The 22,081-nt window shown below is 56.7% G+C and carries 14 protein-coding genes and 1 tRNA gene; 7 read left to right on the top strand and 8 right to left on the bottom strand.

The features are described from left to right. Nucleotides 1-104: 104 nt before the first annotated feature. From WW58_RS13020 to WW58_RS05050, 3 genes are all read right to left on the bottom strand, one after another. Nucleotides 105-533: a DMT family transporter gene (locus tag WW58_RS13020; protein ID WP_237970201.1), complete on the bottom strand. Its 429-nt coding sequence runs from the start codon at nt 531-533 to the stop codon at nt 105-107. Further along, nucleotides 512-1,021, bottom strand: coding sequence for a DMT family transporter (locus tag WW58_RS13015; RefSeq protein WP_253822217.1), 510 nt, complete (start codon nt 1,019-1,021; stop codon nt 512-514). Before WW58_RS13015 ends, WW58_RS13020 begins: the two co-directional genes overlap by 22 nt. A 173-nt stretch (nt 1,022-1,194) precedes the next feature. Next, complete coding sequence (locus WW58_RS05050) at nt 1,195-2,298, bottom strand: tyrosine-type recombinase/integrase (RefSeq protein WP_046435787.1); 1,104 nt, start codon at nt 2,296-2,298, stop codon at nt 1,195-1,197. Between the two features lie 185 nt (nt 2,299-2,483). Here WW58_RS05050 and WW58_RS05045 point away from each other — a divergent pair, with 185 nt between their 5' ends. The 3 genes from WW58_RS05045 to WW58_RS05035 are packed head-to-tail and all read left to right on the top strand — an operon-like array spanning nt 2,484 to nt 8,354. Continuing rightward, nucleotides 2,484-5,216 (top strand): DNA methyltransferase, encoded by a 2,733-nt coding sequence (locus tag WW58_RS05045; protein WP_046435785.1) that lies wholly within the window; start codon nt 2,484-2,486, stop codon nt 5,214-5,216. A 5-nt stretch (nt 5,217-5,221) separates the two neighbouring features. Next, a complete protein-coding gene (locus WW58_RS05040) occupies nt 5,222-7,168 on the top strand; it encodes a DEAD/DEAH box helicase (RefSeq protein WP_046435783.1) in 1,947 nt (648 codons plus the stop codon). Continuing rightward, nucleotides 7,161-8,354: a GIY-YIG nuclease family protein gene (locus WW58_RS05035; protein WP_046435781.1), complete on the top strand. Its 1,194-nt coding sequence runs from the start codon at nt 7,161-7,163 to the stop codon at nt 8,352-8,354. The genes WW58_RS05040 and WW58_RS05035 overlap by 8 nt, the downstream gene beginning before the upstream one ends. Nucleotides 8,355-8,461: 107 nt before the next feature. Here the strand turns inward: WW58_RS05035 and WW58_RS05030 are convergent, their stop codons facing one another. Beyond that, nucleotides 8,462-14,812, bottom strand: coding sequence for an alpha-2-macroglobulin family protein (locus tag WW58_RS05030; RefSeq protein ID WP_046435779.1), 6,351 nt, complete (start codon nt 14,810-14,812; stop codon nt 8,462-8,464). 140 nt (nt 14,813-14,952) lie between these two features. Further along, a complete protein-coding gene (locus WW58_RS05025) occupies nt 14,953-16,140 on the bottom strand; it encodes an iron-containing alcohol dehydrogenase (protein WP_046435778.1) in 1,188 nt (395 codons plus the stop codon). Between the two features lie 492 nt (nt 16,141-16,632). Here WW58_RS05025 and WW58_RS05015 point away from each other — a divergent pair. Both WW58_RS05015 and WW58_RS05010 read left to right on the top strand, forming a co-directional pair. After that, nucleotides 16,633-16,707 (top strand) — tRNA-Arg (locus WW58_RS05015). A gap of 356 nt (nt 16,708-17,063) precedes the next feature. After that, on the top strand, nt 17,064-17,591 hold the full coding sequence (locus WW58_RS05010) for a methylated-DNA--[protein]-cysteine S-methyltransferase (RefSeq protein ID WP_046435892.1): 528 nt from the start codon (nt 17,064-17,066) through the stop codon (nt 17,589-17,591). A gap of 145 nt (nt 17,592-17,736) precedes the next feature. Here WW58_RS05010 and WW58_RS05005 read toward each other — a convergent pair whose 3' ends face one another. The 3 genes from WW58_RS05005 to WW58_RS04995 form a co-directional block, all read right to left on the bottom strand. Then, nucleotides 17,737-18,189 carry a hypothetical protein gene (locus WW58_RS05005; protein ID WP_128220536.1) on the bottom strand — a complete coding sequence of 151 codons (453 nt, stop codon included), beginning with the start codon at nt 18,187-18,189 and terminating at the stop codon, nt 17,737-17,739. A gap of 111 nt (nt 18,190-18,300) precedes the next feature. After that, nucleotides 18,301-18,822 (bottom strand): hypothetical protein, encoded by a 522-nt coding sequence (locus WW58_RS05000; protein WP_102734525.1) that lies wholly within the window; start codon nt 18,820-18,822, stop codon nt 18,301-18,303. 80 nt (nt 18,823-18,902) lie between these two features. Beyond that, entirely contained in the window at nt 18,903-19,811 is a 909-nt protein-coding gene (locus WW58_RS04995; protein WP_128155069.1) for a hypothetical protein, read from the bottom strand. 124 nt (nt 19,812-19,935) lie between these two features. Between WW58_RS04995 and tsaB the strand changes: the two genes are divergently transcribed. Together tsaB and WW58_RS04985 are read left to right on the top strand one after the other, a co-directional pair. Continuing rightward, the gene (gene tsaB, locus WW58_RS04990; protein WP_164907723.1) at nt 19,936-20,604 is read left to right on the top strand and encodes a tRNA (adenosine(37)-N6)-threonylcarbamoyltransferase complex dimerization subunit type 1 TsaB; all 669 of its coding nucleotides are present in this window, start codon (nt 19,936-19,938) and stop codon (nt 20,602-20,604) included. Nucleotides 20,605-20,676: 72 nt separating this feature from the next. Then, on the top strand, nt 20,677-21,819 hold the full coding sequence (locus WW58_RS04985; RefSeq protein ID WP_046435771.1) for a citrate/2-methylcitrate synthase: 1,143 nt from the start codon (nt 20,677-20,679) through the stop codon (nt 21,817-21,819). Nucleotides 21,820-22,081: the final 262 nt, after the last annotated feature.

The following is a 22,081-nucleotide window of genomic DNA, read 5'->3' as shown; positions in this document are numbered from 1 at the left end:
GGCCGTGAGGTGAGCGGGCTTTGGCCGCATGTTGGCGGAGAAGGGAGGAACTTTTTTGCCTTTCCGGTAGGGCGTGGCGGCGGAAATCCGGAGGAATGGCGTGTTTATTGTTCCTGGACGGCCCGTTTTCCCCCGGTTCCGGTGACCAGAAGCACGCCTGTAAAGACCAGCAGGACGGAGAGGACTTTCATCCATCCGAAGTGGTCCATGCCCCACATCACCGCCACGGATGAGGCAATCACCGGCTGGCAGTAATTGTACATGCTGACGGCGGTGGGTTTCAGCCGCTGCTGGGCGAAAGACAGGCAGATATAGCTGACAAAGGTAGCCAGAGCCACCACGTAGGCAATGCCCAGCCATGTTTGTGCGGGGAGGGCGGAATAGTGGATGGACCCCACTTCCCGGAAGGTGAAGGGGAGGCAGACGGCGGCGGCATACGTAAACATCCATTTCAGCAGGGTGACGGGCGAGTATCTGCCAATCAGGTTCTTAAAGAAGACAAAGTAAACGGCTACGCTGCACTGGGAAGCCAGGCAGAGAATGTCCCCCAGCAGGTTGTTGTCTCCCGGGAGGGCCGCCGCATGCCCTCCGCTGCCGGAAACCAGCAGAATGGCTCCGATGGCGCTGGCGCAGACCCCGATGATTTTTTCCCCGTGACCATTTCCCGGAGGACGAACGCCGCCAGAATCATGGTCAATACCGGCGTAATGGTGATGATGATGGCCGCATCCGCCGGGGAAGTGAACCCTACGCCCACCGTGAAAGCCATCTGATTGAAAATGATTCCGAACAGGGAGGCGTAAAACAGGGGCAGGCGGTGCTTCCTCTCTATGGGTTCCCCTGGCACGAAAGCGGAGGCCAGCCAGAACAGGATGGCCGCTCCCAGCAGGCGGAATGTGGCGAGAGAAGCGGAACTTACTTCTCCCTGCTGCATGACCAGTTTACTGACGGGAGACATGAGGCCCCAGATGACGGCCGCCGCTCCCATCGCGATATGTCCTTTCAGCGTTTCTGACGGCATGGTGCGGCCCGCTGCGCGGCGGGCCGCATATTCTCCGCTTCCGCAAGCGGATTGCAAGAGTTTTATGGGTGTTCCCGGCAAAGATAAAAAACGGAAGATGGTTTCTCTGTCCGTCAGATAATTCTGCGCCTGGAATGAATATGGGAGTCAACGCGGCAGGCATGGTTCCGGCTTCAGGCGATGCCGGGAACTGTTCCCTCTTTTTCCGGGGAGCCGGATGAAGAAGGCCCGATGAAGAGAGCGTTGTGGTTTAATTGCCAGAAGGCTGCGGATTCCCGGCGTGAAATCCCCTCCATATTGAGATAACGCGTGCGGAGCAGAGACAGGCTGGAGTGCCCCATGTCCATTTGCAGGGAGGAAAAATCCCTGAATTGCCTGGCGTGGTAGCTGGCGAAGGTGTGGCGGAGCACGTCCGCCTGCCATGGCCTGCCGGTCAGGGCGGAGAAACGCGCCCTGACCTGTCGCCATTTTTGTTTCCAGTTGGCGGGGGTGACGGGCATGTCTGCGGGCCTCCTGACGCGTTTCAGGATGCTGGACAGCGCGGGCTGGAGGCTGACATGGCGCGCCCCGCCCGTTTTGGAGTGTTGCGGCGGGATGGAGATTACCTTGTCTTCCAGGCAGACGTGTTTCCAGCGGAGCCGCTCCACTTCCGCCGGGCGGATTCCCGCAAACAGCATGATGCCTGCCGCCGCCAGACATTCCCCGTGGTGCATGTCCCCGGCCAGGCGCAGCAGCAGGGAGCATGCCTGCACGGGCAGGGCGGCAATGCGGCGTTCCTTGATGACGGGGATATCCACCCCCGCCGTTGGGTTGCGTTCCGCCCAGCCGCGGCGTATGGCGTGGGAGCAGACCGCGCTGAGGGCCGCCCGGCCATTCAGAAAGCGTCGCGGCGTGCGGAAACTGCCGTTGAGCCATTCCCGGCAACTGGCGGCATCCAGCCCGCGCACCTGCCGCCGGGCCAGATCCGGCCTGTCCCGGAGCAGTTTGCCCGTCAGAGTGCGCAGCCCTTTTAAGCTGACTGGGCGCAGACGGTCTTTTTTACTCTCCAGCATATCCTGCGCCGCCTGGGCTACGCTGACGCTTTGTTCCATTTCTTCCAGGTTTTTTGCCCCCAGCAGGATAATGCGGCGCGCTCTTTTCAGGGTTCCCCTGCCTCCGCGCAGGCTTCCCGCGGTTTCCAGAGCCTGCATGCCCAGCATGAAAACTTCCGCCGGGCTGACCTTTCCGCCCGTCAGCAGGGCGCAAACCTGTTCCCATGGTTCCTGATGATGTTCCATACGGGATGAAATAATGGATGTTGGCGCAACATGTGCATCAAGCTCGAAATGTTGAAAATGAAAGGAAAAAAGAATGAGTGGAATGAACAATATTGCTGCTATTTTGTTGGATGGCTTCTGTATATAATTTATAATAAATGCATACGGAAATAAGGTAGCATGTTGCGCCAACATACTCTGAACGGGTGCTGACTCCTCTTCAGATAGAACAGGCCGTTGCGGAAGCATGGGAAACGTGGAAGCATGCGGACGGGGATTCCCTGATTTTTGACTTTCTCCTGGCCTATGGGCTTCCCAAATCCAGCGTCAGCCGCCTGAAAAGCGGCGCCTTAAATGCGGCCGCCCGTCCGGGGGATCTGCTGTGGAAAAAAAAGCTTTTTTACAAAAGGGCGGAGCCGGGGCTGCTGATGAGCGCGGTTGACGCCTGCCGCCGGGATCCGGAGGTATTGAAGTACGCTCCCCGGTTCATCATCGTCTGTGATGGCGGTTCCTGGGCCGCGGCGGACATGAAAACCGGGGAAGCCCTGGAATTCCCCCTGAAGGATCTGCCCCGGCATTATGACTTTTTTCTTCCCTGGGCGGGGCTGGAGAAGACGGTCATCACGCTGGAGAATCCAGCCGACGTTCGCGCCGCGGAGAAGATGGGGAAAATATTTGACTCCCTGAAAAAAGATAACCCGGGGCTGGACAGCCACGCCATGAATGTGTTTATGGCGCGCCTGCTGTTCTGTTTTTTCGCGGAAGACAGCGGAATTTTTGAGGAAGAACGGCTTTTTACGGATTTCATTGAACGCGCTACGGCTTCGGATGGATCCGACCTGCGGGAACAGCTGAAACGGGCATTTGCCGTCATGAATCTTCCGCCGGGCAGCCCGGAACGCGCCGCCGTCCCGGTTTCCGCGGCGCGTTTCCCTTACGTCAACGGCGGCCTGTTCCAGGGGGTGCACGCCGTGCCGCGCTTTTCCTCCCGTTCCCGGAAAGCGCTCATTGACGCGGGGAATCTGGATTGGTCAGACATCAATACGGATATTTTCGGCAACATGTTCCAGGCCTGCGTGGCACCGGACAAACGCTCCTGCCTGGGGGAGCATTACACTTCCGTTCCCAACATCATGAAGGTGCTGCGCCCTTTGTTCCTGGAAGAGCTGGAAAACGCCGCCCGGCAGGCCCGGGGCCATGAAGCCCGGGCCAGGAAGTTTATTGAGAGGCTCAGCAACATCCGTTTTTTTGACCCCGCCTGCGGCTCCGGCAACTTCCTGATTGTGGCGTTCAAAGAAGTGCGCCGGCTGGAAATGGAGGTGCTGGAAAGCGTGCCCGCTCTGCTGCCCATGCCCTCCGTTTCCATCAGCCAGTTTTACGGCATTGAAGTAGATGACTTTGCCCATGAAATCGCCATGCTTTCCCTCTGGCTGGCGGAACACCAGATGAATCAGGAGTTTTTTGAACGCCTGGGCAAACGGGTGCCTACCCTGCCGCTCCGCCCCAATGAGCACATCGTGCTGGGCAACGCCCTGCGCCTAGACTGGGAAACCGTGTGCCCGAAGACGGCTCCCGCTCAGGCTGCGCCCCTTTGGACGGTGGAACCCCTGCTTCAGCGCGCCGCGCCAGACGTCAGAGAGCCGGAGATTTATATCTTCGGCAACCCGCCGTATCTGGGTGGTAAAAAGGAGAATGAAGAGCAAAAACAGGAACAGGAAAATATATTTTCCAAATACGGCAATAATTATCGAGATTTGGATTATGTTTCCTGCTGGTTGATGCTGGCTGCCGAGTATATGCAGCATTCTTCCGCCAGATCGGGGTTTGTGTGTACCAATTCCATCACTCAGGGTACACAGGTGCCGAATTTATGGAAGCCCATCTTGGGATTGGGTGTGGAAATTGGTTTTGCTTACGCATCGTTCAAATGGAGCAACAACGCGAAATATCAGGCAGGGGTTTCTTGTGTGATCCTCGGCCTTTCCCACAGGGATGAATGTCCTGATAAAACGTTTTACCAAGAGAATAAAAAAATGAGCGTTTCTAATATTACGCCTTATTTGACCATCGGGAAAACGGTTTTTGTGGAACAGCGCAATAAATGCCTGAATAAGAATTTTCCCGCTATTCTGATAGGAAATGCTCCGGTAGATGGTGGCCATCTGATTTTGACGGAGACGCAAAAAGATGAATTGGTGGAATTATATCCTGAATCCATATGTCTTATGAAGAAGTATATGGGGGCTGATGAATTGATTAAAGGGAAAAAAAGATATTGTTTATGGATAGAAAATGATCAATATCAATATGCTTTGAGTATTGATAAAGTATGTCAGAGAATAGATGCCGTGAAGTCATTTCGTTTGCAAAGTAAAAAAAATGCAACAAAAAGACAGGCGTTAAATCCTCATCTATTTATGCAACGGACTTATAAACCAACTGAAGCTATCATTATTCCTGGGGTTTCAAGTGAAAAACGAGGGAGAATACCTATGGGTTATGTAAACGATAATGTAATTATCTCTCATCCAGCATATGCTGTTTATGATGCTAAGCCGTGGGTATTTGGCATTCTATCATCTAAAATGCATATGGTGTGGGCATTAATGACTTGTGGACGTTTAGGGACAGGACTTCGTTATTCCGCCACGCTTTGCTACAACACTTTTCCATTGAGGGAACTGACGGAGGGAGAAAAGGCGCGGGTGACGGAAGCGGCGCTGAGGGTACTGGACGCGCGGGAGGCGCATCCGGAAAAGACGCCGGCGGAGTTGTATGATCCGGACAGGATGCCGGAGAACCTGAGGAAGGCGCATGACCGGCTGGATGCGGAGGTGGACCGGCTTTACCGGGTGAAGGGCTTTAAGGATGACGGGGAACGGCTGGAATGCCTGTTTGAGCTGTACCGGGAAATGACGCAGGGGCAACAAACGGAATAAGAAACATGAACATGATGCAGGTCAACTACGGGGCCACGGGGACCAGCACGGCGGTGGACGCGCTGGGGATGCGCGATATGCAGGCGCGCGCGTACGCCAAAAGGCGTGAGCGGTATCTGCTGCTAAAGGCGCCGCCGGCATCCGGCAAGAGCCGTGCGCTGATGTATCTGGCTCTGGATAAGCTGGAACGGCAGGGGCTGCGCAAGGTGATTGTGGCTGTGCCGGAACGGACGATTGGCGGTTCTTTCGCGCCCGTACGGCTGACGGAAAGCGGATTTTTCGCGGACTGGACGCCGGACTTGCGCTACAACCTGTGCACGCCCGGAGCGGATGCCGGCAAGGTGGCCCGTTTTGTGGAGTTTATGGAGAGCGAGGCCCGCATCCTGATTTGCACGCATGCCACGCTACGCTTCGCGTTTGAAAAGCTGGCTACGGAAGCGTTCAGCGGCTGCCTGCTGGGGATAGATGAATTTCACCATGTGTCCGCGGACCGTGAAAGCAGCCGGCTGGGCGCTCTTCTGCATGACGTGATGAGGGAAACGGACGCCCATGTGCTGGCCATGACGGGCTCCTACTTCCGCGGGGACAATGTGCCCATTCTGCTGCCGGAAGATGAAGCCAGGTTCAGCCGGGTAGTGTATACGTATTATGACCAGCTGAACGGGTACAGGCATTTGAAATCCCTGGGGATAGGCTATCATTTTTACCAGGGCCGTTATCTGGACGCCCTGCCGGAGGTTCTGGATACGGACAGGAAGACCATCCTGCACATTCCCCATGTGAACAGCGGGGAATCCACCAAAGAAAAGTATGATGAAGTAGGCCATATTCTGGATATCATGGGCACGGTGGAGGGAGAAGACCCGGAGAATGGCCTCCTTTACGTGCGCCGCCGCGCGGACGGGCGCGTGCTGAAAGTGGCGGATTTGGTGAATGATGAGGCCGCCCACCGCAACAGGCTGGTGGCTTATCTGCGTAAAGTGAAACAGAAGGATGAACTGGATATTATCATTGCCCTGGGCATGGCCAAGGAAGGCTTTGACTGGCCCTGGTGCGAACATGCCCTGACGGTGGGTTACCGGGGGTCTTTGACGGAGATCATCCAGATTATCGGCCGCGCCACGCGCGACTGCCCGGGCAAGACCCATGCCCAGTTCACCAATCTGGTGGCCGCCCCGGCGGCGAAGGATGAGGAAGTGACGCTGGCGGTGAATAATATGTTGAAAGCGGTGACGGCCTCCCTGCTGATGGAGCAGGTGCTGACCCCGGAATTCAAATTCCGGGCCCGTGCGGAGAGCGAGGACGAACGCAGGCCGGGGACGATTCACATCCGCGGATTCAAAGAACCGGGCACCGGGCGTGTGAGGGATATCGTGGAGAATGACCTGGCGGATTTGAAAGCCCGCATCATGCAGGATGATACGGTCAGAAAGCTGATTGCCCATCCGGATGCGGACCCCCGCATCGTCAATAAGGTGCTGGTGCCTAAAATCATTGCGGAACGCTATCCCGGATTGACGGAAGAGGAACGGGAAGAAGTGCGTCAGGCCGTGGTGACGGATTGCGCCATCAGGAGCGGGGAAATCAGGGAAGAGAAGGATTCCGTGAGCGGTCAGAGCCGGGAATTTATTAAGATGGGTGAAAAATTTGTTAATGTTAATGATTTGGATATCAACCTGATAGACGGAATTAATCCCTTCCGCGGGGCATTTGAGATTATGTCCAAGCAACTGACAGCCCCCGTTTTGCGGCTGATACGGGATGCCATTGCGGAAACGCGCATCACCCTGGGGCTGCAAGAGGCCGTTCTGCTGTGGGAATCTGTGCTGGCTTTCAACAAGGCGCGCGGCAGGGAACCTGACCCGAACGCGGAGGATGCCAATGAAGCCACTTTGGGGCAGGCCCTGGTGCTGATACGCAGGGAAAAACGGAGGAGGGCGCGGCATGGATAAGGAAGCGCTGGAAAGAAGGCTTGCTGCCATTTTTGAGGAGGCGGAGGAAGCCGGGATCCACCTGGACAGCAAGCCGGAGCGAGTCCCTGTGAGCAGGGGGGACAGGCTGGCGGAGTCTTTTGAGGAGATCTCCCGTTTTGTGGATGAATGCGGGAGGGAACCGGTCAAGGGGCTATCCATGAATGAACGCAGGCTGGCCGCCCGGCTGGAACAAATCCGTCAGGATCCCGTCAGGGCGGCCCAGCTGCGCCCCATTGACCGGCACGGGCTGCTGCCCCAGCCGCCTGCCACGGTGGAGGAGGTGTTCCATGATAAGAGCATGGAGGCTCTGCTGGAGGATGAAGACGCTGCGGATATTTTTGACGTGAGCGCTCTGCCCCGGCGGGAGCTGCCGGAATATATTGCCAAACGCGTGCCATGCCGGAATTTTGAGCTGTTCCGGGAACTTTTTGCGCGGTGCCAGCGTGAACTGAATGAGGGTAAACGCCATACTTCACGTGTGGCCAATGGGCAGAAAAATGTGCTGGAACAGGGAAATTTTGTTCTGTTGAAAGGGATGCTGGCCTATATAGCCGATAAGGGAGAGACTACGTATAACCGCCGCAAAGAACGGAATAACCGTTTGCGCGTGATTTTTGAAAATGGAACGGAGGCCGATCTGCTGATGCGCTCCCTGTTTTGTGCCTTGTATGACGGCGGCCGCCTGGTCAGCGAGCCGGATGAAACGGAATTGAAGCTGGAAGGCCCCGTAAATGAAGATGACTGCCTTACCGGCTGCGTGTATGTGCTGAAATCCGCCAGCAGGCTCCCGGAAGTGCGGGCCATTCCTCATCTGTACAAAATAGGGGTAAGTTCCGTGCCTCTGGAAGAACGTATTGCCCATGCTCGCCATGAGGCGACGTATCTGATGGCGGATGTCATTCCCGTGAGGAAGTGGGATTGTTACAATCTGGATGCCCGCAAGGCGGAAAACCTGCTTCACCATTTCTTTGCCGCCGCCTGCCTGGATTTGGAAATCAGGGATGGGAGCGGGCGGCTGTGTCGTCCGCGGGAATGGTTTTCCGTTCCTCTGGGGATTATTGAACAGGTGATTCCTCTGTTGCTGGACGGCAGCATTATTCATTACCGGTATGATCCGGAGTCCATGACGTTGGAAAAACGGGCGGGAGACGGAAAAGGAAGGTGAGGGGGAAGGCAGACAGGCCGCTCTTCACCTGACCGGCCTGCTTCCAGAGGCGCCCGGCGGAATATCCGCCGGGGCCATCATGGAATGACGGATATTTCCAGAAGGTCTTATGGCATGGAGATGCCGATTTTGTGTTCCCGGCTGTTGCCGCGGAGTTCCGGGGCGTACATGGCCTCAATGACGGCCGGAAGGGCGCTGAAGCGTCCCGGACGTTCCGCGCGCAGGCGGTGGCTGATCTGGTACTGGCCCATGGGAAGGGAGGAAAGGAAGAGGCGTATTTCCTCATCCCCTATTTCCCTGTAGCCGAAGACGGTTCCCAGCCGGGCGTAGCCGCTGGCGGTTTCCCGGGATTCGCAGCCTGCGGGCTTGGGGTCCAGGAGCATGAGGTATTCCACGTCGTTCTTCGTTTTCACGGTCATCACCACTTCAATGATGTCGCCGCTGGCAATGACGTCCCCGTTTTTCAACAGCGTGCGCCGTGTCAGGTCTCTGCCCTGGGAGACGAGCTCCCCTGCATCCGTCTGGGTGTCCTTCACGGAACCGTCTTTCACCGTTTCCTTCCGGATGCGGTAGTAGGAGCGTTCCACGGTGACGGCATTCCCCGCGGCGGGAATGGGATCTTCCAGGGAGAAGTAGCTGAGGGTGGCATTGGCATAAATGTTCCCTCTGCCCTTTTTCCTGCGGATGGTGATGACATGGCTGCCGTCCGTCAGGTCTTTCCCGCTCATGCGGAAGGCGTTGTCAAAGGTGAACAGGGTTTCTTTCGTACTGGCGATTGTTTTAACCGGAACGCCGTCGTACAGGATTTCCGCTTCCATGTCCTCCATGCCTTCCCTGGTCTGGAGAAGGTAGGCGGACAAGGCTTCCAGACAATCCGCCGTATCTTTGGTGGAGTCCCAGTAGGAACCGTTGGCGCGGTTGTCGAGCAGCCATTTTGCCAGGCGCGCCGTGACGGGATTGCCGGGGGCGCTCTTGGCCATCAGTTTCAGGTAGGCCGCCTGCGTGGCTGCGCTGCTGCCGTACCAGCGCCACCAGTATCCTGCATTGGGAAGGCGCAGCCAGGCGGTTTGCAGGGAATCGTCCTGCTGGAGGAATTGGGAGATGACGGGCATTATCTTGTTGAAGTCGTCCATGCGGTGGGCGTCCAGCAGGATTTCCGCCAGTTGAATCTGGCTGATGACGGGAAGTTCCAGCCTGTCACGGAACAGGTAGCGTTCCATAGGCAGGTTTTTCACGCCGCATTCCGCCAGGACGGAGTAGACCAGGGTATCCGTCGCGGAGGCCGTCAGGCGGTAATTCCCCAGTTTGCGGAGAGCTTCCTTCTTTTCAGGTCCGTCCGGCAGTTGTTCCAGTTTCCGGAATTTGTCTCCTTGTTCAAGAAGAGCTGTCTGGCGTTCCTGATAGTTTTTCAGCCAGCGGACAGCTCCGGAAATCATGCCTTCCGGCACGTTGACCGTGTTTGAAGCAATTTTCAGGCCGTGAGCCACGTGGGCCGTCATGACGGGATCTCCCTCTTCCGCCCCTCCGAACCATCCCCAGGAGCCGTTGGAGAGCTGTTTTTCCCGGAGGGAGGAGATTCCCCTGGCAGCCATCTTTTTCAGCGCGGCTTCATCATAAACGGGGTTGCGTTCCAGTTTTTTCATGACGCTGTCATGGAAGGCCTTGTTCTTGATGTCCCGGGGATTCAGGCTGCGATGGCTTTTCAGCGCCGCTCCGGGATTCAGGCCGAGTTGCTTGAGCGTGTCCGTCACGACGAGGGCGGGGAGGAAGCGGTTGAGCGTCTGTTCCACGCAGCCATAGGGGTATTCCGCCAGATAGGGCAGGGCCTCCACCATGCTGAGGGCGATGCTGGGGGAGACCTTGACGACCAGTTCGCTTTCCTCCCTGCGCCGCTGCTGCGGCAGGGAAATGGAAAGTGTCTTTTCCTGTTCTCCGGAGAGCACTGCGGCGCTTTCCGCGTGGAGCTGCTTCATGCCGTGCACCAGTACGGGGAAGTTCATCTGCATGGCGTCTCCGGTAGAGCCAGCCGACGCTTCCATGGCGACGGCGGCGGTTCCCTCCCTGACGGCGGCAGCCCACCAGTTGACGACTGCCTGCCCCTGGGCAGGAACGTCCACTTCCCGCACGGCGGAATTATCCGTATCTGCGGAAAGCCCCTTCACGGCCGGATCGTCAGCCGGGAGAAGTTCCAGGCACCCGTCTTTCAGGGAAATGGAAACGCGGGCGCGGACAGCCTTTCCCGTCCGGTTGCGGACCAGGGCGCTGAGCATCACGATGTCTTTTTCCACAAAGAAGCGCGGGGCCTGCATGCTGACCATGAAGTCCTTCGTGGTCAGGAATTCTGCGGAAGCCTGCCCAACCTGCAATCCGGGGGTGATGACCCAGGCTGAGGCCTTCCATGTGGTCAGGTTGTCCGGCATTTCCACGGGTACGGCAACGTTTCCTTCTTCATCCGTTTTGAGCGTGCCGCACCACTTGATGCAGTCCGCAAAATTGGTGCGCAGTTGAATGTGCGGGGAACCGTTTTCCTGTGCGTCCGCATTTCCCTGTCCGTTTGCAAGGGACTCGCTTTCTGCACTTTCTTTGTCCGCGGCCATGGCCATGACCGGAACGGCGGCGGGGGCGGCCGCTCCTGTAGCCAATGCGCGGCTTGCGGCAGCATCTGCACCGGAATCGAACACTGCCTCCGCAAAGCCGTTAACGATCCCTTTGGCCTTTCTCGCCATAGGTCCGTAATTTCTGTAGAGCAGGGATTGGAAAGAGGGCTGGCCCGGACCGCGATCCTGCTGCGTGCCGGAAGCCGTCATTTTTTTCAGGCTGAGGAAGCCGGTTTCGTTCAGTCTGCCCCATACGGTTTTGGAGATGTCCGTAATATTGGGGCGTGCGATGTATTCCAGAGCCTTGTCATAAACGGCCAGGGCGACGATGCCGTTACTGACGGGTTTGCCGTCAGGCCCCTTGACCTGAATGGTGACGTTGCCTTGTTCACCGGGCCGGTATTGGGATTTGCCCGGCACTATGGAAGGAGCCAGAAGCTGTCCGGCGGGCGGAATCAGAAGTTCGGCGGAAGCCTCATGAAGTTCTCCGTTTCTGACGGTGAAGGCGTTGACTCCCATATTGGGCATATCTTCCCGGGTCAGGCGGCATTCCACAAGGGCTGTCTGCCGGTCCAGGGAAACCAGACGGCGGGATTCGTTTTTCCAGGAGTTGCGCAGGAAGGTCCAGACGCGGGCGTCCGGATAATCAGAGGTGACGAGCAGCCTGGCCGTATCTCCCGGAGCGTATTCCTTTTTGTCCGGATGGATGGAAAGAGGATTGATTTTAAAAGGATTCTGTTTGCCCTTGCCGTAGGAAAGGAACTGGAAGGATTCTTCCACCTTGTTGCCGTGCCCGTCCTCCAGGGTTGTGGAAAGGGCATACAGGCCGGATTCCCCGGTCTGGAAGGACAGGGAGGCTTCCCCATCTTTCCCGGTGGCGATATCCCAGGTTTCCAGCGTTTCCCGTCTGCCGTCCGCACGGATATGCTGCAGGACGCAGGTTCCCCTAGCATGGGCAATTTTGGCGCCATCCGCCGTGGCTGCGGTAATGGATGCCCGGACCGGCGTTCCGGCGGGGGCATAGCCGCAGTTCAGGGTGGTGAAGATATTAAACGGACGGAAAGTGGCAATGACCTGTCCGGAAGCGGAAACTTCCCGCAGGGAGGCGTCCGTCACGCTGACGGAAACGCGGTAGGTGACGTTGTTGGAGGGGAAATCCCGGGCATCCTGCGCCGTGGATAATTCTACGGATGCTTTTCCGTCTTTGTTCAGCGGCACCGTCTTTTCCAGGATGGTCAGAGGCGCATCCGGGGAAAAGGGAATGCTGTACGGGCTGAAAGACCTGTCGTACAGCCAGCTCCATTTCCAGTAAGGCGTCCAGACATCCGCTCCCAGCGTCCGGGTAATCGTGATGGTTGCCTTTCCCCCGCTTACGGGGCCGCCCGCGTAATAATCCGCCTGAATGGCGACGGGAATGGGCTGGCCCAGCCGGACTGGTTTGGCGGGGGCTTCCATTCTGACGGAGAATTCCGGCTTTTTATACTCTTCCATCCGGAAAAGGGGGGCATACAGCCGGAAATCCGGGTCTGCGGAGTCATGCAGTTTCAGCTTGGCCCCATACTGGCCCAGCGGGGCGTCCGCAGGAATAAGCAGTTCCAGTTCAAAGCTGCCTGTGGAATCCGTCGTGACGGTTTTTGGAGGGAAAATGCTCTCATCCCCTGTTGGGGAGGCAATGGTCAGCGTCAGTTTTTTCCCGGCGCAGTCTTTTGTTCCGGGATTCGCGATGTCCGGGCGGAAGAGGACGCCTTTGAAACGGGCCGTCTGTCCGGGGCGGTACACGGGCTGGCTTTCCAGGAAAAAGCAGGAATAGGAGTCGGAGGCCTTGTTGGCCGTATCCATGAGGTAATTGCCGGATTCCCAGCCGTAGTCAGATATTCCCGCCAGCACATAACTTTCCCCCTTGGAAGCGATGCCCAGGAACATGTTGTAGGAAAAGGCGCTGGAATCGCGGGGAGGTATTGTTTCCACCATGGCTCCGTCCTTGTCCGTGATCCCCTTTATCTGGCGTTTTTGGAGCGTTTTATCCTGCCGGTAGCGGAGGATCCGCAGGCTGCCTCCTTCCACGGGCATTCCCGTTCCGGCGTCCGCCAGGAACCAGAGATTGCCTTCCGGAACGGAACGGCGTACCAGCACCATGTCTGACAGAGTGAGAAAGCGATGGAACCGGTAGCCGTTTTCTAGGGTGACGGTAAGCAGATACCAGCCTGGCTTGCGGGTGGGAACGGGAATATGGGCGATGTGGTTCAGGTGCCGGTCCCCGGGAGTCAGGGCTATTTCCTCCCCCTTGATTTCCTCCCCCAGATAGCGGGCACAGGATGAGTCATGCAGCAAATTGGAGAGCAGGTTTCCCAGATTGGAATACCCGTTTCTGTAAGCTTTTTCCAGCGTTTTGGAGGTCTGGATCTTGTCCATGCGCTCTTCCTGCCACCGCTTCATATCTACGGGGCGGACCGCTACGCAAGCCCGGGAGGCATTGCGGTAGGAGAAGGAGACGGTCACCGGTTCTCCTGCCAGCAGCGTCCTTTTATCCGTATCAAATGTCCCGTTGGGTTCCGTGATGGAGGCGATGCGTTTCTTCAGGTTGTCCGCCACGTTCAGAAATTCCTTCCTGTCTTTCTTGTCCCAGGATTGCGCGTTCCAGTTCTGAAGGGCTTTTCCTAATAACTGCGCGGCGGAAGGCCTCTGGTTGCGGGCCAGGAACTCGTCCGCTGCCAGATGGGCGGCGTTGATGTAATCATCCGGCTCCGGAGTTATCCGGACGGCGGAAGCAATCCGGATGAAATCGTAATCCGGGGGAAGGGTGGCGAGCAGGAATTTGCCGTTGCCCGTCCGGTCGGTTTTAACGACGGTCTGGTTCGTTTTTAATTTAGCCGGGTTGATGCCCGCCACCATGCCCGCATTGCCGGGACCGTACACGAATTCCTGATCCGGCGCCGTATTGGCATAAGAGAACAGCCGGCGGCACCAGGATGCGGTGAAATAATTGACCTGGTTGGCCAGTTCCGGATTCGCCTGAATGGCGGCGTCCAGCAGCCAGCGCATGCGTTCTCCGTCGTTTTTAGCCGTCTCCCAGGAGGAAGAGGCATGGTAAAAGACGACTTCCGGCTTCCCCGTTTTGGCATTGACCTCGACGGGCACGGTGGCGACGTTCCGGAACGGGGGGGCTTCCTCCCTGGCGACGTACCCCGGCAGTTCCTCCAGGCTGGTGAGGTTCCCCAGGGCGGCGTAAGCCTGGAAGGGGGAAGGGGAACTGTAGCGGCTGCCTTTCACCAGCAACGCCTGTGCCGTGATGAAGCGCAGTTGTCCCAGAAGTTTCATGTTGTTGTCCTTTTCCGCCAGCCGCATGGCCTTGACAAGGCACCGCAGGGCTTTCACGCGGTCCCTTGCTTCTCCGGAATATTCCCCATCCCATGGTCCGGAGCCGCGGATATAGGCGCCGTTCACCAGTTTGAACGTATGGCAGGCGTTCTGGGACAGGAGCGCGGCGTCCATCAGGAAATATGGGTTGCCGCCGTGACGCTTCATCTGTTCCTGCAGAATGGAATCCAGATTGATGGAATCATCCAGGGCATTGAGACGGGTAAGAGCCTGGAAGTAAAGAAGCAGATCTGTCCCGCTGTATTGGTCGTCATATTCATGAAGTTGTTTCAGAGCCTGTTCCGCCGCCTTCTTGAACAGTCTTTTACCCAGAAGTTTTTCAAGGTTTTCAACAGCTTGCTTCCTTTGCTGCGGGGAAACAGGGGAACTTTTGACTTCCGCTGGGGCATGTTGTTGCGGAGGGGTGGAGGCGTCCGCCGGAGACGGCATTCCTGAGGCCAGCAATCCTGCCGCCAGAAAAAGAGCGGAAAAGAATCTGTTCATTCCGCCAGACTACTTCCAAGTAAAATCTTTGGCAAGTTGCAAGTAGGCTGCGGGAAAAGGGAGAGTGTCTTAACGCTGTTAACAACACCGGGAATGCTGGAAGGCCGGGAATTTCATGAATGGATGTTTTACCCCTTTCGTCATGCGTGCTGAATGTTGCTGCAACCCAGTCTGTAGATGGCCTGGATGTCCCGGACATCCAGCTTTTCCAGGCCGCCGACGGGGCCGCGCACACTGACGGCCTGTTCCGCCATCAGGGGGAAATCCCCGGGAAGGATGTCCAGCTCCTCCATAGTCGTCGGGAGCCCTAATTCCCGGTAAAAACGTTCCAGACGGGAAATACCTTCCCGGATGATGGCCTCCGGTTCCCGGAAAGAACCTTCCACACCCATCACATTCACGGCGAATTGCACGAATATTTCCTGGTGTTTGGGGGAAACATACTTCATCCAGGCCGGGGTGACGACGGACAGCCCTGCGCCGTGGTCCACATGGTACAGCGCGCTCAATTCGTGTTCCATGGCGTGGCAGCCCCAGTCCTGTTCGCGGCCTACGCCCAACAGGTTGTTGTGGGCGATGTTTCCGGAAAACGCAATCTCCGCCCAGGCGTTGTAATCATTCAGGTCCCCGTTCAGGATGCGGGCGTTTTTCATGATGGTGCGCAGAGTGGCTTCACAAAGGCTGTCGGAAAGGTCCGTATGCAGGGTTCTGGTGAAATAGCGCTCAAAAATGTGGCTCATCATGTCGCTGACGCCGTTGGCCATCTGGCGGCGCGGGAGCGTGAAGAACAATTCCGGATTGATAATGCTGAATACGGGGCGCAGTTTGGGGGAACCGTACCCCAGTTTTCTTCTGGTTTCTTCATTGGTGATGACCGTATTCGGGCTGCTCTCGCTGCCTGCGGCGGGAATGGTCAGCACGGTGGCGACGGGCAGAGGGTTGGACTGAGGCTGTTTTTTGGAAAGGTATAGTTCCCATACGTCCCCTTCGTAGGGAACGCCCAGCGCAATCGCCTTGGCGGAATCAATCACGCTGCCCCCTCCCACGGCCAGCACGAGGCCCAGACCGTGTTCCCGGCAGAGGCGGATGCCCTCATACACCAGGGGGAGCGTGGGGTTCGCCTGAACGCCTCCCAATTCTTCATACTCCACGCCGGCGGCTTTCAGGGATGCCGTGACGGCATCGTAAAGACCGGAACGTTTGATGCTGCCGCTACCGTAATGAAGCAGGATTTTTTTGCCTAACGGCTTGAGAAGGGTTCCCGTTTCATGGTGGGTGCCTTTTCCGAAAATAAGAGTGGTTTTGTTATCGTAAACGAAGTTGAGCATGGCGGGAATGATACGGCAACGCTACGGCCCTTCCGCCCCCTTCTCAAGATTTTTGTATGGCCTGTTCCCATTTCCAGGAGGGGATGCTGTTCCGGAGGATATTCTCTCATGCAGTGGTTCTGTTCTTCTCTGTTTTTTCATCATTGGCACATCTGGACGGGGCTTTCTGGGGGATTGTTTTCTTTCCGTTGTTTTTGGCGATAAGATTCAGCGGAAATAACTCTCTGCGGGAGTGGCGGCGCCTTCCGGCCCCGAGGGGGCAGCGGAAGACGGTTATTTCATTATTCTGGGCCGCTTCCGGCAGGTAATCGGAGCAATGGCTGTATTCGGACAGGGATGTGCGGAGAATGGCGGGGAAACGGGAAGTTGCAGAAATCCGTAAAAATTATCCTGGTGAATACTGTTCGAATTCACGATGCATGGCATACTCCTCCTGCTTTTTGCTTGAGCGCGGAGGCCTTCCCGTTTATTGTCACGCACGGGCCATGTCCGGTCCCCGTAGTTCAATGGATAGAACGGGTCTCTCCTAAAGACTAGATGCAGGTTCGATTCCTGCCGGGGACGCCACCCAATATTATTCAGAGCCTTGCATCAGCATTAAAAACGCAAGGATTTTGCCTCTCTTGTGCGAGGTATCGTCATGGTTGATTGAATGGGGAATGGTTCAAGGGGAAAGCAGGTATCCGGATTATCGGCGCCCGGCCGGAGAGGGCGAATAACTTGGAATTCATGTCTGATTGGAAACAAAAAGCAAATGCGGAAGAAAGATTGCAGACAGCAAGAAAATGTGCTAAAGGCTGCCGGAGAAGAGCCTTTGGGGCGGAACATTGTGCTTCGGGACATGACAGGCAGGCATGGAGCAATGTTTCCCAGCCGTACAGGGGATGGATGAAAGAGCGTTATGCAATAACAAGGACAAGAAGATGGAGGCAATTAAAATAATCCGTTATCTGTCGCCCGTTGGAGAAATGATGATTGGCTCATATGGCGGCTATCTTTGCATTTGCGACTGGGCGAAGGAAAAACGCCGCGGCACGATAGACCGCCGCATTTGCCAGCATCTCAACGCTGAATATGAAGAAGGGACTTCCGAGGTTATTGAACAGGCGGTAAGCCAGCTCCGTGAATATTTCCAGGGGGAACGCAGAGACTTTGATATACCCATTGTATTTACCGGATCGGAATTTCAAAACTCAGTCTGGCATGAATTGATGAAAGTCCCTTACGGTTCCACCATTTCTTATGCAGAGCTGGCGCGCCGCATTCATCATCCGAGGGCTGTCCGGGCTGTAGCGTCCGCTAATGCCACCAACCCCATCTCCATTTTCGTGCCCTGTCACCGCGTCATCGGCAGCAATCAGAAACTGACAGGTTATGGCGGGGGGCTTGATGCGAAACGGGAATTGCTTGCCCTGGAAGCGCAGGTGAGCGGAAGTGTGCTGGCCTTGTGACCCGTGATGTGAGGAAGACAGGCAAGGCTGTTTTGGGAGGCTGCTCTTCCGGGGCAGCCTGGCAGGGGGGGCGTTAAGAAGCTTCCGCGTTTGCGCCGGAATTTCCGGCTGTCTTCGTTTAAATGGAGGTGCCTTGTGAGGCGCTTCACCATTTGAGGAGGGTATTCCCTCCCTGGGCGAATCCGGAGAGCAGGGTGCCCATTGCTGAGGTTTTCTGGGCTCTTGCATTGGCGCGGCCCGTGTATTGCTCCATGTTGGCGCGGTTGTACAGGGATTGGGCGTTCCTCATGGCTTCCGCCGCTTCATCCTGAATCCGGGTTTGCAGGCGTGTCGCCAGAGCCTGTTCCCTGATTGGAACGGAGCCTTCCCGAAGCAGGGAAGATTGGGCGGCGTCCAGTCGGGCTTCTCCCATTTGGCGCGCAGCGTCCTGCTGCATGCGTTTGGCATTTTCCATCCCTGTCTGTTTTTGGAGGTCCGCTTCGTTCCTGAGGGTGGCGGCATTTGCGTCCGCCGCCTGTCTGGTGGCTTCCGCGCTTTTTTTCTGTGCAGACGCGGATGCCGCACCTGCTGCCGCTGAAGTAGCGGCCAGTGTTATCATTCCCAATGATGCTGGATCAAATCCCATGCGCGCATTCTGATATGAAAAACGGTTCAGGCGCAAAACGCCTGAACCGTTTGACATGAATCAGGGTTTGGCACAGAAGAGGGGTTACTCAATCACGATGCTTTCAATGTTCAGCACCGGACGTTCCGGAGTGGAATGGGGATCAATGGTTCCGGTAATGATGACGGCGTCTTGTTCTTTCAGCCCGTTCACGCCTTTGGCGGAGTGCTTGATGGGCTGCCCCTGTTCATCCACGAACTGGACGGTCATCGTATTGTTTTTCCGTATTTCCACCGGTACCGTACCGGCGGCCCAGACTCCCTTCTCCTTCATATTGACCAGGAGCTGAGCCGGGTCTCCGATGGTGAAGGAAGCAATGTTTTTTGAAAAGACGGGGTCATCTCCGATCACCGCTCCCTTGACGGTGACTTTGTCGCCCGGAGCCGCTTTTCTGGCATCTGAAACGACCAGAGCGCGTGGCAGGCCAACCATATTTTCCGCGAATCTCACGGCCATCTTCTGGGTAACGTTCTGGTCGGAGGTGAGGGCGTTTACCGTTTCCTTGGGATTGCAGCCCATCAGGGAAACTGCGGCCATTGTCAGAATGATCAAGTGTGTGGTGCGCATGGAAACTCCTTTCTATTGAAAGGTTGGATTCCTTTTCTCCTTCTGCCGTTCATCATTCCGTGTAAGGAAAAGAATATTTTTTACAGGAACAGCCCGGCAGCCAGCATGGCGAGGTCCCTGAGAACGTCCCACAATTTTTCCGCATTGTGGATGCAATCCGCCAGAAAGCGGTGAAGGCTTACGGCGTTGAACAGGCGCAGGAGCGCCAGGAAGAGAAGAAGATTGGCAAAATATACGAGAATCAGGGAGAAGAAGGTGCCGTTGTCCGCCAGGTCCGGCTGGTCCTTGGGAATGATCCATGCCGTCCAGAACAGGTGGAAGCACCACCAGAAGCCCAGGCCGGAGTAAAGAATGGCCTGGCAGGTGACTGTAGGCCAGAAGAGGTACGTTACGCCCCATACCAATCCCCACAGCATGGCCCAGAGAGGAAGGAAGTAGGGGGAAAGGGAGATAAAGATGTTGTTTTTGTCCGTCTGGATGTACCCTCCGTCCAGATCCGCTTTGAAAGCATGGATGGAGCCGTGGCTGCAAATGACCGCCAGAGCGTGCGTCAGTTCATGCCCCAATACGTACAGGTACAGCAGGGAGGATGTGAACAGCCTGCTGCTGCCCAGCACCACCCACACGGCAGCTCCCATCAGGGCATACCATACGGGAATGGAGAAGAGAATATTGAGGCTGCCGGAGGCATGGGCTAGCTGGTCGCACAGGGACATGGCCGTGATCAGGGCCAGCGGAAGCAGGATAAGGGTGGCTACGGCATGCCTGATGAACCGGGTTCTGCGCGGGAGATCCATGAAGGAAAATTCCTGGCATTCGTCCTCCCAGTATTCGGAGGATACCTGGGCGCGGTAAGTCTTGTTCCAGGCGTCCCGGTTGCATTGCCGCATCATGTCGCCGAGGCTTGCCGCGGATCTTGGTTTCCGGGCGGTTTCTGCATACCGGCGCCAGTCCTGGCGCGGCGGTGTGTGTCTGGGAGCCTTGGGCATGCGGTGTGAGGTCTGGAACCAGCATAAAGGGACTTGAGGAGAAATGCGAACCAAATTTTCCTCTTCCAGAAACCGGAGGAAAAAATGTTTTATCCACGCCGGCTGTTCCTGTATAATCCACCGCATGCAAGATGTCCTGCTGGTTCTGGAAACTTCCTGTGTGCAGTCTTCCGTTGCGGCTTGGAGCGGGGAAAGTCTGCTGTGCCAGGCGGCATGGAGAGCGGAGCGCAACCATTCCTCCGCTATTTTCAAGGCGGTGCGGCAGGTTCTGGATGCTTTGGAAGGGCGGCGTTTGAAGGAAATCGTGGTAGGTTCCGGTCCGGGCGCTTACGGCGGAATCCGCGTAGCGCTGGCCGTGGCGGATGGCCTTTCCCTGGTGCACGGTTCCCGCGTGGCGGCTTTTTCCTCCTGGAACGGACTTGGTCTGCATCATGGTGAGGCCTGCGTAATGTCAGATGCCCGGCGTGGCGGCTGGACGTGGGGGAGGCTGGAAAACGGCGTTCTGACGGATGTGCCGGCAGTGCTGCCTGCGGAGCAGGCCCGCGCCTGCGTGGCGGAGTGCATGGAAAAAGGCGTGCCCGTTTTTTCCACGGAAACGGCGGAACATCTGGCCGCCCGGGAAATGTCGGGGATTGTCCCCGTGTTTCCTTCTGCAGAGGCGCTCGGGGCCGCGTGGCTGTCCCTGGCGGAGGCCCGCAGAGAAGAACTTCTGGAAAGTCCGGCGGAACCGCTGTATGTGAGGGCTCCGCACATCACCCGCGCCAAACGTCCCGCATGGGCCGTGAAGGCGTAATTAAGGTTTGACTTTTTGGAAGATTGTTAGACTTTTAACCGGTAATATTCACCACCAGTAGCATTTTTTAACATGAGCAATGACACTTTTTCCGAGCGCCTCGCATATCCCAAAGGTTTAAAAGGAATCATCGCCAATGAATCCGCTTTGAGTGACGTGCGCGGCGAGGAAGGGCGTCTGTTGTATCTGGGCTACGATATCGATGATCTGGTGGAGATGTGCTGTTTTGAAGAAGTGGTTTATCTGCTTCTCAACAAGCGTCTTCCCAACCGGGAGGAATTGGAGGGCATCAAGAAGCGCCTCCGTTCCGACCGCGACCTGCCCCAGCCCATTCTGGATTTCTTCAAAACGGCCACCAAGTCCGCCCGGCCCATGTCCGCCCTCCGGACGGCTGTTTCCATGCTCGGCATGTATGACGACCGGACGAAGGACGCCGGGCAGTTGAAGGAAATAGGCCTCAGCCTCATTGCCAAGGTTCCCGTGATGGTGGCGTATTACTACCGTTTGTGCCAGGGTCTGGAGCTTCCCCCCGTTCGGGAGGATCTGAGCGAGGCGGAACATTTCCTGTGGTTGCTGAAGGGTGAGGAACCGGATCAGGATGAAGCCCATATTCTGGAGGTAGCCTACATTTTGCACGCAGACCACGGCATGAATGCCTCCACCTTTGCGGCGCGTGTCTGCATCGCCACGCTTTCGGACATGTATTCCGCCATCACAGCGGCCATCGGCACGCTGAAAGGGCCGCTTCATGGGGGCGCCAATGAGGGCGTGATTGAAATGCTCAAGGAAATAGGCACAGAGGACCGGGTGGACTCCTACATTGAGGACAAGCTGGCGCGGAAGGAAAAAATCATGGGTATGGGCCACCGCGTGTACCGCGTGTTGGATCCCCGCGCCCCGCATTTGCGACGCATGGCCATCCGCCTTTCCTCCCGAATCGGGGAACCCAAGTGGATCCGCATGTCGGAACGCATCGCGAAACTTGTCCGGGAGCGCAAGGGCTTGAATGCCAATGTGGATTTTTATTCCGCCACGGTTTATTACAGCATCGGGATCCCCACCAGGCTGTTTACCGCCATTTTCTCCATTGCCCGCTGTAGCGGCTGGGTGGCCCAGGTTCTGGAACAAATGGAGGATAACACGTTGTACAGGCCGCTGACTCTTTACACAGGACCCAAGGACCGCATTCCGGTTCCTACGATCGACATGCGGTGACAGGTTTTAATCAGGAAAGGCGCCGGATATTACTTCCGGCGCCTTTTCTGTAAGTGTCTACCGCTTCTCCGTAATGTTTGTTTATTGCCTTGGGCATTTCCTTCCTTCTCTCCGTTCCGTCTGGCTGGGGAAATGATTCCCGTAGTACTGGCGGTGAGCCTTTGGGCTGCGGGATTCCGGAGATTCTATATTAGCGGTTAGTTCTAGACGTTGATGTTCTTTTGACTGTCCTTCCATATAGTGGAGCACATGGCACTTTTGC

Origin of the sequence: Akkermansia sp. UNK.MGS-1 (assembly GCF_000980515.1) — a bacterium.
In the GTDB taxonomy this organism is placed as follows: domain Bacteria; phylum Verrucomicrobiota; class Verrucomicrobiia; order Verrucomicrobiales; family Akkermansiaceae; genus Akkermansia; species Akkermansia muciniphila.
This window is presented reverse-complemented; position numbering and strand designations above follow the sequence as displayed.

Coding starts and splice junctions, on each gene's coding strand:
- WW58_RS13015 (WP_253822217.1), bottom strand. CDS start 1,021: ATGCCGTCAGAAACGCTGAAAGGACATATCGCGATGGGAGCGGCGGCC.
- WW58_RS05050 (WP_046435787.1), bottom strand. CDS start 2,298: ATGGAACATCATCAGGAACCATGGGAACAGGTTTGCGCCCTGCTGACG.
- WW58_RS05040 (WP_046435783.1), top strand. CDS start 5,222: ATGAACATGATGCAGGTCAACTACGGGGCCACGGGGACCAGCACGGCG.
- WW58_RS05035 (WP_046435781.1), top strand. CDS start 7,161: ATGGATAAGGAAGCGCTGGAAAGAAGGCTTGCTGCCATTTTTGAGGAG.
- WW58_RS05030 (WP_046435779.1), bottom strand. CDS start 14,812: ATGAACAGATTCTTTTCCGCTCTTTTTCTGGCGGCAGGATTGCTGGCC.
- WW58_RS05025 (WP_046435778.1), bottom strand. CDS start 16,140: ATGCTCAACTTCGTTTACGATAACAAAACCACTCTTATTTTCGGAAAA.
- WW58_RS05010 (WP_046435892.1), top strand. CDS start 17,064: ATGGAGGCAATTAAAATAATCCGTTATCTGTCGCCCGTTGGAGAAATG.
- WW58_RS05005 (WP_128220536.1), bottom strand. CDS start 18,189: ATGATAACACTGGCCGCTACTTCAGCGGCAGCAGGTGCGGCATCCGCG.
- WW58_RS05000 (WP_102734525.1), bottom strand. CDS start 18,822: ATGCGCACCACACACTTGATCATTCTGACAATGGCCGCAGTTTCCCTG.
- WW58_RS04995 (WP_128155069.1), bottom strand. CDS start 19,811: ATGCCCAAGGCTCCCAGACACACACCGCCGCGCCAGGACTGGCGCCGG.
- tsaB (WP_164907723.1), top strand. CDS start 19,936: ATGCAAGATGTCCTGCTGGTTCTGGAAACTTCCTGTGTGCAGTCTTCC.
- WW58_RS04985 (WP_046435771.1), top strand. CDS start 20,677: ATGAGCAATGACACTTTTTCCGAGCGCCTCGCATATCCCAAAGGTTTA.